14 protein-coding genes are annotated in these 11942 nt (G+C 44.8%); 8 read left to right on the forward strand and 6 right to left on the reverse strand.

Translation table 11 applies throughout. The features are described 5' to 3' along the window. The first annotated feature begins 66 nt into the window (after positions 1-66). From K4039_RS13355 to rimO, 3 genes are all read left to right on the forward strand, one after another. Complete coding sequence (locus K4039_RS13355; protein WP_265235675.1) at positions 67-702, forward strand: Uma2 family endonuclease; 636 nt, start codon at positions 67-69, stop codon at positions 700-702. Positions 703-935: 233 nt separating this feature from the next. Beyond that, positions 936-1175 (forward strand): hypothetical protein, encoded by a 240-nt coding sequence (locus tag K4039_RS13360; RefSeq protein WP_265235676.1) that lies wholly within the window; start codon positions 936-938, stop codon positions 1173-1175. A gap of 132 nt (positions 1176-1307) precedes the next feature. Beyond that, positions 1308-2624 (forward strand): 30S ribosomal protein S12 methylthiotransferase RimO, encoded by a 1317-nt coding sequence (gene rimO, locus K4039_RS13365; protein WP_265235677.1) that lies wholly within the window; start codon positions 1308-1310, stop codon positions 2622-2624. Here rimO and K4039_RS13370 read toward each other — a convergent pair. Then, positions 2586-2840, reverse strand: coding sequence for a hypothetical protein (locus K4039_RS13370; protein ID WP_265235678.1), 255 nt, complete (start codon positions 2838-2840; stop codon positions 2586-2588). The genes rimO and K4039_RS13370 overlap by 39 nt on opposite strands. Positions 2841-3556: 716 nt before the next feature. On the opposite strand from K4039_RS13370, the gene K4039_RS13375 reads away from it, so the two are divergent. Next, positions 3557-5029: a DEAD/DEAH box helicase gene (locus K4039_RS13375; protein WP_265235679.1), complete on the forward strand. Its 1473-nt coding sequence runs from the start codon at positions 3557-3559 to the stop codon at positions 5027-5029. A gap of 162 nt (positions 5030-5191) precedes the next feature. Then, the gene (locus K4039_RS13380) at positions 5192-5347 is read left to right on the forward strand and encodes a hypothetical protein (RefSeq protein WP_265235680.1); all 156 of its coding nucleotides are present in this window, start codon (positions 5192-5194) and stop codon (positions 5345-5347) included. A gap of 208 nt (positions 5348-5555) precedes the next feature. On the opposite strand, the gene K4039_RS13385 is transcribed toward K4039_RS13380, so the two are convergent. From K4039_RS13385 to K4039_RS13395, 3 genes are all read right to left on the reverse strand, one after another. Next, the gene (locus K4039_RS13385) at positions 5556-5795 is read right to left on the reverse strand and encodes a YgiT-type zinc finger protein (RefSeq protein ID WP_265235681.1); all 240 of its coding nucleotides are present in this window, start codon (positions 5793-5795) and stop codon (positions 5556-5558) included. After that, positions 5792-6133: a DUF4258 domain-containing protein gene (locus K4039_RS13390; protein WP_265235682.1), complete on the reverse strand. Its 342-nt coding sequence runs from the start codon at positions 6131-6133 to the stop codon at positions 5792-5794. Before K4039_RS13390 ends, K4039_RS13385 begins: the two co-directional genes overlap by 4 nt. Before the next feature lie 200 nt (positions 6134-6333). Beyond that, complete coding sequence (locus K4039_RS13395; RefSeq protein ID WP_265235683.1) at positions 6334-6879, reverse strand: hypothetical protein; 546 nt, start codon at positions 6877-6879, stop codon at positions 6334-6336. Between the two features lie 334 nt (positions 6880-7213). Between K4039_RS13395 and K4039_RS13400 the strand changes: the two genes are divergently transcribed. Continuing rightward, positions 7214-8413 carry a Coenzyme F420 hydrogenase/dehydrogenase, beta subunit C-terminal domain gene (locus tag K4039_RS13400; RefSeq protein WP_265235684.1) on the forward strand — a complete coding sequence of 400 codons (1200 nt, stop codon included), beginning with the start codon at positions 7214-7216 and terminating at the stop codon, positions 8411-8413. A 95-nt stretch (positions 8414-8508) separates the two neighbouring features. Beyond that, the gene (locus K4039_RS13405) at positions 8509-10032 is read left to right on the forward strand and encodes a leucine-rich repeat domain-containing protein (protein WP_265235685.1); all 1524 of its coding nucleotides are present in this window, start codon (positions 8509-8511) and stop codon (positions 10030-10032) included. A gap of 118 nt (positions 10033-10150) precedes the next feature. Here the strand turns inward: K4039_RS13405 and K4039_RS13410 are convergent, their stop codons facing one another. Then, complete coding sequence (locus K4039_RS13410; RefSeq protein WP_265235686.1) at positions 10151-10522, reverse strand: DUF2237 family protein; 372 nt, start codon at positions 10520-10522, stop codon at positions 10151-10153. A gap of 49 nt (positions 10523-10571) precedes the next feature. After that, positions 10572-11033 carry a GNAT family N-acetyltransferase gene (locus K4039_RS13415; RefSeq protein WP_265235687.1) on the reverse strand — a complete coding sequence of 154 codons (462 nt, stop codon included), beginning with the start codon at positions 11031-11033 and terminating at the stop codon, positions 10572-10574. Positions 11034-11352: 319 nt separating this feature from the next. Between K4039_RS13415 and K4039_RS13420 the strand changes: the two genes are divergently transcribed. Next, positions 11353-11937, forward strand: coding sequence for a TetR/AcrR family transcriptional regulator (locus K4039_RS13420; RefSeq protein WP_265235688.1), 585 nt, complete (start codon positions 11353-11355; stop codon positions 11935-11937). Positions 11938-11942: the final 5 nt, after the last annotated feature.

The following is an 11942-nucleotide window of genomic DNA, read 5'->3' on the forward strand; positions in this document are numbered from 1 at the left end:
GCTGCCAAGCCTTGTGTAATATTTGAGCTTTCCGCATACTAATCACCAGACAGAGGAAACCACAACATGATCCAAACCATATCCAAAACAATCACGTTTGATGAGTTCGTTGCTTGGTATCCAGAGAACTCTGTCCATAAGTACGAACTACACAATGGAGTAATTGTTGAAATGCCTTTAGGAACAAGCCACCATTCCCGTGTTATAGGTTTTACGCGGGACGAAATTAGCGCAGAAATCAGGCGACTGAAATTGCCTTGCTTTATTCCTGGTGTTTACCTGCTTAAACCCACTCGCGATGAGGCAGGCTATCAGCCCGATGTAATTGTCTTGGACGAAGTTGCTCTCGCAAACGAACCACGCTGGGAGAGGGAATCCATCATCACGATGGGCGCTTCTGTACGGCTAGCTGTAGAGGTCGTTAGCACCAATTGGCAAAATGATTACCTAGTTAAAGTAGCTGATTATGAAAGATTAGGTATCCCGGAATATTGGGTTGTGGATTATGCTGCTTTGGGCGGCAGACGCTTCATTGGCAATCCGAAAAAACCTACTATTTCGGTTTACCAGTTGGTTGACGGGGAATATCAAATCAAGCAGTTTCAGGGAGATGACACAGTTGAGTCGCTGGCGTTTCCAGAGTTGAGGTTGACTGTCGAGCAGATTTTTAGAGCCGGTTTGCCTGCAATTGAGCCGACTTAGAACGAATAGGGCGATCGGATATAGCCTTTTTCAGAAAGATGAGGTATGCCGAGGTATCCTGTAACCCTTACAGTGTAATGCTTTTTATGGCAAAATTTGTACCTCACCTTTTAGAGAAAGGCTATATCACAAGGATATCAAATGGGGCGGGAAAGAACACCAATTCAAGGAAAATGTGTCTTCAATACGAGCTATAATAGTTGGGTAACGTTGGGGTAAGTAAAAAAACTAACATGAATCAAACTTCTACAGTTACGATCGGCGATACATTTTATCAAATCCTCGCAGAACTCTCTGCAAGCTCTGGAAAATCAATCCAAGCAGTTCTCGAACAAGCAATCGAACAATACCGAAGACAACAGTTTTTAGAAGCAGCCAACCAAGCTTATCTTGATCTACGCAATAACTCCGAAGCTTGGCAAGAAGAACTTGAAGAACGATCGGTCTGGGATATCACTTTAGTTGACAGTTGACAGTAGTAAAAACCCGGTTTGTTTGGTTGTGATGCGTAATTCCCGGATCAAATTCACGCAACCTTGCAATTTTTGAAATTGTGTGATATCATAAAACGTTCTTAGAAATATCGCAACAGCAAATATTACTTCATGGCAACGAAGCCAACGATCGCATTTACGCACCTCGGCTGCGAAAAAAATCGCATCGATACCGAACACATGATTGGCTTGCTGGCTCAAGCGGGCTATCAAGTAGATTCTAATGAAGAATTAGCCGATTATGTTGTAGTCAATACTTGCAGTTTTATCCAAGCTGCGCGAGAAGAGTCAGTCCGCACTTTGGTCGAATTGGCAGAAGCTAATAAAAAAGTAGTCATCACTGGCTGCATGGCACAGCATTTTCAGCAGCAATTGCTCGACGAATTGCCGGAAGCAGTCGCAATTGTCGGCACTGGCGATTATCATAAAATAGTCGATGTGATGGAACAGGTGGAAAAGGGCGATCGAGTTTCCCTCGTCTCTAACGAACCTACTTACATCGCTGACGAAACGACTCCCCGCTATCGCACGACATCGGAAGGTGTCGCCTATCTGCGGATAGCAGAAGGCTGTGACTACCGCTGTGCATTTTGCATTATCCCGCACTTGCGCGGAAATCAACGATCGCGCACGATCGAATCTATTGTCGCCGAAGCTAAGCAATTAGCATCGGAAGGTGTCAAAGAAATTATCTTAATTTCTCAAATTACCACCAACTACGGCAAAGATATCTATGGTGAACCGAAGCTAGCCGAACTGCTGCGCGCTTTGGGTGAAGTAGATGTACCCTGGATTCGGATGCACTACGCCTATCCTACAGGTTTGACTCCGCAAGTTGTGGCGGCAATCTGCGAAACGCCCAACGTTTTGCCATATTTGGATTTACCTCTGCAACACTCGCACCCGGAAATTCTGCGGGCGATGAACAGACCTTTTCAAGCTGGGATTAATGATGCTATAGTCGATCGGCTCAAAGCAGCAATTCCCAACGCCGTGATGCGAACAACTTTTATTGTTGGCTTCCCCGGCGAAACCGACGAACACGCAGCACACTTGCTGGAATTTGTCAAGCGCCACGAATTCGATCACGTCGGAGTATTCACATTTTCCGCCGAAGAAGGTACTCCAGCCTTCAGCTTGCCAAATCAACTGCCAGCAGAAAAAATGGAAATTTGGCGCGATTCGGTAATGGCGGCACAACAACCTATATCATTGAAGAAGAATCAAGAATCTGTCGGTCAGGTAGTTGATGTCCTGATAGAACAAGAACAGCCAGAGACAGGTGAGTTGATTGGTAGATCCGCCAGATTTTCCCCAGAAGTAGATGGACTCGTCTATGTGACAGGAGAAGCACGGCTGGGATCGATCGTACCTGTGAAAATTACGAGTTCAGATGTCTACGACCTCTACGGTCAAGTAGAAGTATAGCTCGAACTGTCCCGCCCGCCAAAGCAGCATCAGCCCCGCGCTAAGAGTGTAGCCTCGCGTCGGGATGAGTGCCAGTGAGTTGACGATTCCACTCCCGCGAGTCGAATTCCAAGCCGTGCTGTGGAACAGCGACGGGGTGGATGAGGAAACGAGCAATTCTTCTGATAAAATTGGTACATCTTGACAACCAATGCCGTAAGCGAAAACCAAGCTCATAGGTACGTGTTGCCAGAAAAAGTATGGGTCTTGGGAACCAGGACTCCTGCCCTTGGAGGCAATGTAAGACCAATAGAATTACGGAGTTCTGGCGGCTGTTGCCAATGAATTGGGAAGCCCGTGCTGTACCGCAGGTCACCGTCGGGTAGTTCACTGTTTTGTTTCTGAATGTAAAGAGTTATGCTAATATAAAGTCAGAAACCAGCGGGGATGATTTGAGATTGCTTCGCCGTCCGCCCTACACCACAACGGTATCCCGAAAGAGTGTTGAGATGGATAGGCGGTAACGGTCGCTGCATCCCCTGTTGAATCCCGCAGGCGACGGATTGCGGGATAGCGCCTGAACTAACAAACCTGTAACTACTAATATGTAGTGCAGTTCAGTGGGGCTGGTCATCATCCTCACTATAAAATGCCCTAGAGAGAAAGCTTGCAAGTACCTCAAAGGAAGTCCAATGTACTATTTTAAGAATGTTGGAAGTCGATAACCCGATCGCTGGCGGTTGGTATCGGTGATGTCACAAAATCAAAGACGGCTGTCGAATCGGTAAATTTAGTCACCATCGACGGAGCTGCCCTATACTCGATTGCTATTTAAAAAGGTGCGCGCAGGCGCAGCACCGTACAGAACTCATAATGAGTTCCTGCCTTATAGCAGAAATCCGCATCCGAGTTGGGCAACTTAGAAGGCTAAGGACTCGTTATTAGGAGCATTAATGAATTTATTGTTTGAAGGCTTGGGTCTTTCGGAAGAACTCGTTCTCCATCTGGAAACACTCGGCTTTACAGAACCTACTCCCATCCAAGTACAAGCCATTCCACACCTGTTAGCAGGTCGCGATGTTGTGGGTCAAGCCCAAACAGGAACTGGCAAAACGGCAGCATTTTCGTTGCCCATCTTGGAGCGGATTGATTTAGATGTAACTGCGGTGCAAGCATTGGTGCTGACACCGACTCGCGAATTGGCGATGCAGGTAACTGAAGCCATCCGCGATTTGAGCGGTATCAGCAGCGACGGCCCGGTAAAAGTCGGTCGCTCTCTGCAAGTTCTGACGGTGTACGGTGGTCAATCGATCGATCGCCAAATGCAGCGTTTGAAGCGCGGCGTTCACATCGTTGTCGGTACACCCGGACGCATACTAGATATGCTGAGCCGCGGCAGCCTGAAACTAGACAAGGTAAAATGGCTGGTTTTGGATGAAGCTGACGAAATGCTGAGCATGGGCTTTATCCAAGATGTGGAAAAAATCTTGGATGCTGCACCAAAAGATCGTCAAACGGCATTTTTCTCGGCGACGATGGAAGCTTCCATTCGGAAATTGGTAACGCGCCATTTGCGCAACCCAGTCAACGTCACCGTAGAACAGCCAAAAGCAACGCCGAAGCGGATTAGCCAAGGCGTGTACATGATTCCTCGCGGCTGGTCTAAGGCAAGAGCTCTACAGCCAATCCTAGAAATGGAAGACCCAGAATCTGCACTGATTTTTGTGCGGACGCGGCAGTCGGCGGCAGAACTTACTAGCCAACTGCAAGCAGCAGGTCACAGCGTTGACGAGTATCACGGTAATTTGAACCAAGCACAGCGGGAACGTTTGCTGCATCGGTTCCGCCAATGTCAGGTGCGCTGGGTAGTGGCGACTGATATTGCGGCGCGGGGTTTGGACGTGGATCACTTGACTCACGTGATTAACTATGACTTGCCCGATAGCGTAGAAAGCTACGTTCACCGGATCGGACGTACCGGCCGGGCTGGTCGCGAAGGAACTGCGATCACGTTGATTCAACCTGTTGATCGCCGCAAATTACGCTTGATTGAACGCCACGTGCGATCGAGCTTAACGGTGAGAAACATTCCGACACGCGCCCAAATTGAAGCGCGTCAGTTGGAAAAGATGCAGGGTAAAGTTCGCGAAGCTTTGGCTGGCGAACGGATGGCATCTTTCTTACCTCTGGTGTCTCAGTTGTCCGAAGAGTACGACGCCCACGCGATCGCCGCTGCTGCTTTGCAAATGGCCTTCGATCAAAGCCGTCCTGCTTGGATGGGTGCTGATTACGCTCAACAAGAAGATCCCCCTATTGGTGGAGAAAACAGCGTCAAGCCAATCTTGATCAAGAAGCGGGCTAAGACTGGTGCGTCGAGTAATTCTGTGGGTTCGAGCGTTCCTTCTCCCGTTCCCCAGAACAGCTAATTAGTAGGGTGCGCTGAGGCGCACTTTACTTTAAAATATGTGTAGAGATGCGATATCGCGTCTCTACATTGTTTTGTTGATCTCTCTCTTCTATTCCTCTGTGTCCTCTGCGCTCTCTGCGGTTAAATCATCCAAAAACAACCGTAAACGATGTAAATCAATATGGAAGTTAGGAATCGGACAATTTCTGTAACTAATTCTACGCTGAGCACGTTAATTGAAGAACTGGGTACTGAGTGTCAAAATGTTATTACTTTAATCCATCAGCTTCAGTTACCTGATTTGAGCGATCGACAAAAAGCTGAAATTATAGCATAGTTCATGAGTGCTGCAATTCACCTGAACCTGCACTGTGGAGAGGATTTTCAGACACTAATTGCTGAGGAAATGGCAAAATTGTCGGATGTTGATGAAGAGGATTAAGGAGATTTGGGCGATCGCGCTTCAGGAAAAAGCCACTCTATAAACTCACCGAAGTAAGGTGTATCGTGTGCATTGCGTACCTTATTTTTTAATATGTTTCGTACTAGCCTTTACCTGATGCTGAATACTCATAAAGTGGCACTGAACGTGCAGGTTTTATTTTTGTTTTGAGTAACTCTTCAATTTGTCGAACAGTCTTCGGTTTCAGGAGGATATCGCCGCAGAATATACAAACCTCTGCGGGAACTTTATCGATTACGACGATTTCACCTTGGTATCGAACAGCGTGAATGATTTCCCGCTCCTCATAAGTACCTGGACATCCTTGAATACTGCATTTCATTCTAATTGCCTCCTAGTGGTGGGAGTTATCCATTTGGGCAGTTTTGGCTCATAAACCGTGATAATAATCAGTAACGGTTGGACAGTAGTACAGACAATGTGCAAGGGACGACTATCTTGAGAAAAACCGCCGAATAAACAGCAAGCACCGCGCTGATGTTGAGGATAGTTTTCTAACAGTTGACCTCTAACTAATGCTTGAATTACTTGATCTAGTGTAATGTTTTCCTCAAGCATCTCTTGCTGTGCGTGGAGAGTCAAGCGAAGGTTATCTGCCCCGGCTTGAAAGCGTATTCGCTCCTGTACTGCCTCTAAATTAGTCGGCTCAAACTCACTCACGAAAGACAGAGATTAAAAACACTAATATTATACTATTTGATTGGGGGCGATCGCCCGGAGGCTGAACTAAGCCCGATCGCGCATCAAGAAAAAGCCCTCCAGTCAACTCACCGAAAGGCTGAAAATTCTCATAAATAAGCAGGGCTGAAGTCCGAACGATCGAACCTGTACGCGGGATTTTGGGACTATTGTGTAATATTTTAGTTGAGCTGCGTGCCGATAATAATCTTTTGCACGCGATCGCCCTTAAGTTCCAAAACCAAATTAGAAGCCTTTTGATCGTTGCTGTAAGTCAACCGAGTCACTTCACCCTGCACAGATTGCGACCCATAACTGTAAGTTTTAACAATTTTTTTGCTGTTATCTCCTACCTTAATCCCATCAATTGTCACGAACTTGGGATTGGTAGTAGAAATTAAATAAACTTTGCCATCCCAGGCTGCTACTGTCAATTTTGAGTAGGTTAGCGTGCGAATCTTGCCACCGATCGCCTTACCGCCCGGTTTAGTTTCGTCGCGCTGCGGTTTTCCCAACTTACGTTTTGCCTCATCTACAGACATCCCCAACCGCACGCCGCCAATCCCCAAGCGCGAATAGTCGATCGCCGCCGGCGTTTGTGTCGCGCCCAACATTCTTTCTAAAGCGACAACAGTTTGATTCATCGCGGGAATCGGGCGAACTAAAGCAGCAAATCCTAAGCTAGAAATTGCCAGATTAATCATGATGCCAACGACGGCTGTTGTCACAAACAATTTTACCATTTTTTTATACCTTTATTTGGCAGTAGATTCCTGCAATATCCTGTTATATCCGGATAAATATAATGATTGCGGGCGAATACAATTCGCTCTTACACAGCCCAAGCCCGCCTGCGAGGACTAAAACAGTAACAATATTCATCCCCAAAAATATAACATAGAGAAACCAGGTTTCTGTAGGGGGCGTACCCCCGTGTCCGCCTTGATTCGGTGTTTCTGAATACCAAACAAAGTTTTAGGTTTAATTAGCGCGACTACTGAATCGCCGGAATTGGTGTGATATCCTAACAAAAGGCGTTTCTCCATAAAATCCGCAATTTAGATGACCGCAACAGATTCTACTAAACACCAAAAATCTAAAGCCCTCAAACCCGGAAGCCGCCGCCCTGCTAAAGAGCTTTGCAGCGAATGCGGTTTGTGCGATACATATTATATCCATTATGTCAAGGAAGCTTGCGCTTTCTTAACTCAGCATATCTCAGAACTGGAAGAGGAGATTCACGGGCGATCGCGCAATCTCGACAATCCCGACGATTGGTATTTCGGCGTCAGTCAAAATATGATAGCGGCTAAGAAAAAAGAACCAATCGAGGGCGCTCAGTGGACGGGAATTGTCAGCTCAATCGCCATTGAAATGCTAGAAAAAGGCATTGTTGAAGGCGTTGTCTGCGTCCAAAACACCAAAGAAGACCGCTTTCAACCGATGCCAATAATTGCTAGGAATCGCGAAGAAATTCTCGCAGCAAAAGTCAACAAGCCAACTCTATCTCCCAACCTTTCAGTATTGGAACAAATCGAGAAGTCAGGGATGAAGCGGCTGTTAGTAATTGGCGTCGGCTGTCAAATTCAAGCTTTGCGAACAGTCGAGAAAAAACTCGGTTTAGAAAAGCTCTACGTTTTGGGAACTCCCTGTGTCGATAATGTCAGCCGCGCGGGCTTGCAGAAATTTCTAGATACGACTAGCCGCTCTCCTGAAACCGTGGTCTCTTACGAGTTTATGCAAGACTTTAACGTTCACTTCAAACACGAAGATGGTTCTACCGAAAAAGTGCCATTTTTCGGGCTGAATACTAAAGAATTGAAAGATGTTTTTGCTCCTTCTTGTTTGAGCTGTTTTGACTATGTGAATTCTTTAGCAGATTTAGTTGTCGGCTACATGGGCGCACCCTTTGGCTGGCAGTGGATTGTGGTGCGAAATGACACCGGGCAAGAAATGTTAGATTTGGTAACGGATCAGCTAAACACTCAGCCAGTGATGTCTCAAGGAAATAGAAAAGAAGCGGTTCAGCAAAGTATTCCCGCTTACGAAAAAGGTGTGACTTTACCGATGTGGGCGGCGAAGTTGATGGGTGTTTTTATTGAGAGAATTGGGCCGAAGGGTTTGGAATATGCTCGGTTTTCAATTGATTCTCATTTCACTCGCAATTATCTGTATGTGAAGCGGAATTACCCGGAGAAATTGGAGGCTCATGTGCCAGAATATGCTAAGCGGATTGTGGGGCAGTATAAGTTACCAGAGTGAGGCGGATAGACAGAGTTTTTAATAGCTGTTTTGCAGGGACACGGTATTACCGTGTCTTTGTTGTATACAGTTCAGAAAATTAGAGGTACAAGATTATGACACTTATATTTGCAAACAAACATAAGAATTTACCAAAGTCGATCGCAGTTGCTTTTTGTACGCTCTGTCTAGCATCATGTGGAAATAGACCTTCTGAGTTAGCCGGAGATCCGCAATCTGGAAACAATAGATCTTCGGTGTTAGTCTCTGAACCGCAACCGAAAAAAAGAGGACGAACATTTACTGATTGGTGTCGCAAAAAAGGTTCTTTAAGTCCTGAAGTGAAACATACAGTTGAAGTGCTGTTGAAGACAGCAGGGACTACAGAGTGCGGTGTGGCAGATCGGAAACTTTCTATTCTCACGGATCTTTTCCTCGAAAACCATAAAATAAGTGACATCAAACCGCTAGAATCCTTAATTCACCTGACTCGGCTCTCCCTCGTTGGCAATCAAATCTATGACATTAAACCGCTAGAATCCTTGACTAAACTGAAGGAGCTCGTCCTCAGCAACAATCAAATCAACGACATCAAACCGCTAGAATCTTTGACTAACCTGACTGTGATCGGTCTCAATAATAATCAAATCAGCGATATCAAACCCTTGCAATCTTTGACTAACCTGAGCATTCTCAACCTCTGGAACAATCAAATCAGCGATATCAAACCCTTGCAATCTTTGACTAAACTGACTAGGCTAGAATTAACATTCAATAAAATCAACGACATCAAACCGCTAAAATCCTTGACTAAGCTGGCTAGTCTCAACCTCGGCGGCAATAAAATTAGCGACATCAAACCGCTAGAATCCTTAACTAAGCTAGCTAGTATCAACCTCGGCGGCAATAAAATTAGCGACATCAAACCGCTAAAATCCTTGACTAAGCTAACTTGGCTCGTTCTCAACCAAAATCCAATCAACGACATCAAACCGCTAGAATCTTTGACTAAGCTAGCTAGTCTCAACCTCGGCGGCAATCAAATTAGCGACATCAAACCGCTAAAATCCTTGACTAAGCTGACTTGGCTCTACCTCGGATTCAATCAAATTAGCGACATCAAACCACTAAAATCCTTGACTAACCTAACTGAGATATCCCTCAGCCAAAATCAAATTAGTGACATCAAACCGCTAGAATCCTTGACTAACCTAACTGAGATATCCCTCAGCCAAAATCAAATCAGCGACATTAAACCATTGCAATCTTTGACTAACCTGACTGTGCTCTACCTCAGCAACAATCAAATCAGCGATATCAAACCCTTGCAATTTTTGACTAAACTGATTGGACTCAACCTCGACAACAATCAAATCAGCGATATCAAACCCTTGCAATCTTTGACTAAACTGATTGGACTCGGCCTCGATAAAAATAAAATCAGTGACATTAAACCATTGCAATCTTTGACTAAACTGATTTCGCTCCGCCTCGATAAAAATAAAATCAGCGACATTAAACCATTGCAATCTTTGACTAAACTGATTTTGCTCGACCTCAGCGGAAATCCGATCGCCCCTAAAACCTGCCCTCTAAAGCCAGAGTCTATCTGTAAGTGGGAACCACCAACTCAACCATAAAACTTTACAATGACGCCCGATCGCCCTTAAATATTCAGTCGCGAAGGATAAATTGGGTATTTATCAGAAAAACCCGATCGCCCTTATGGACTAAAAGCGATCGCACAGCAACATCCTCCTACAAATCAGCAGCGTGTTCCTTCAATTCGTCCAAAGAAACGTATTCCAAAGTTAAAACGTGAGTCGCTGACAAAACCACGCGCGGCGCACATCCAGCATCCATTGCTTCCTTCCAACGAGAAGCGCACAAACACCAACAATCTCCAGGCTTCAAACCTGGGAAATTAAATGCGGGTACGGGAGTGCTCAAATCATTTCCGTTGGATTTGGTGAATTGCAAAAAGTCTTCTGTCAGTTGAGCACAAACGGTGTGAGTTCCAAAATCACCGCCACCAGTATTGCATTTGCCGTCCCGATAATAGCCTGTCATCGGCGACGTGCAGCAAGTTTCTAATTTTCCGCCCAGAACATTTGTAGCTTCCGTCACCATCGCAACTCCTCCGTAAAACTCTTCGATCTAATTTTACACAAATCGTTGTTTATATATTTTTTTCCATTGGAAAGTTGATGAATTTTTGTCCTCTCCGTTCTACTTCTTGTTTTCTAATCACCATAAATCCCTGGCTTTCAAAAAAAGGTCTAGCTGTAATGCTGGCTTCGGTAAATAACTTGTTAATTCCTAAATCTTTGGCTTTGGACTCAATTTGTTTTAAAATTAGCCTACCAACTCCTTGTCTTTGAAAATCTTTGTGAGAGTAAAAGCGATCGATATGGCCGCTTACTTCTAATTCTCCAAAACCTGCGATTGTATCGCCTTCTTCTGCTACAAAAGTAAATTTACTGCTTAAGCTTTGCATCCAAATTTCAATGTCGGTGTCTGCCGGTGCCCAAGCATTTACTTGGGCTGTTGTGTAATCGCGGATATTGACTTCGTGCACTGTGTCGTAAAAGAGTTTGGCAATTTTTTCGGTGTCGCCAATTTCATAGTTTCGGATTTTCACGTGTAGGTGCAGATTAGTAGGATTGGCGGGTTTTTTAGGAATATTGATTGCGGTGTTTGGGATTGTGTACTCAATCCGCCCCGACAAATCGACTCTAAAAATAATTTTACTGCACCCCTTGACAAGCTCCGCTAGTCTGTGCAAGATTAATTATAACAACTGTTCGATATACCTTATTTTTCCAAGCTCAGCCACCAAGAGCCTGTTTTGTATTCGGTTATACTATATCGGATGTTCGATATAGGAATATTTAGTCGATCGCCCTTAAATCTCCGATCACCTAGGATCTGGAATCAAACATCAGAAGATAGATCGACCTATGCCAAAGATTGTTGACCACGAATTGTACCGCAAAGAACTACTTAACAAAAGTTTTGAGCTCTTTGCCGAAAAAGGCTATTCATCAGTCACAATGCGCGAAATTGCCTTAGCAATCGGAGTTTCTACAGGTACGCTTTACCACTATTTTTCTAGCAAAGAAACTCTGTTCGAGCAGTTAATTGAATACTTGAGCTATGAAGATACCAAAGAAGAAGCGCTGGCAGAATTGGGAAATCCGCCAACCCTAGGAGAAAGGATTCAAGAAATCATGGATTATATTGGGGAAAATGAAGATTACCTTACTAAAAATTTTTTGATTACATTTGATTTTTGTCAACACAAAACGCGCCAAGAAATTGAGAATAATCAGGCACTCCAGCAAGCGGGAAAGCGTTATGAAGAGGCAGTTTGTTGCTACTTGGGTATTTCCGATCCAGCAATTGCTATATTTATTATCAACTATGTTGACGGATTACTGGCAAGAAGATTTTATCAAGGCGAAAGGATATCTTTTGCCGAACAAGCGAATTTATTAAAAGAAATGATGCTGGCTTATTTAGAAAAAAAACAACCGCAAATATAGGAGGA

The sequence above is a fragment of the Lyngbya sp. CCAP 1446/10 genome, assembly GCF_026130175.1.
In the GTDB taxonomy this organism is placed as follows: domain Bacteria; phylum Cyanobacteriota; class Cyanobacteriia; order Cyanobacteriales; family Microcoleaceae; genus Microcoleus.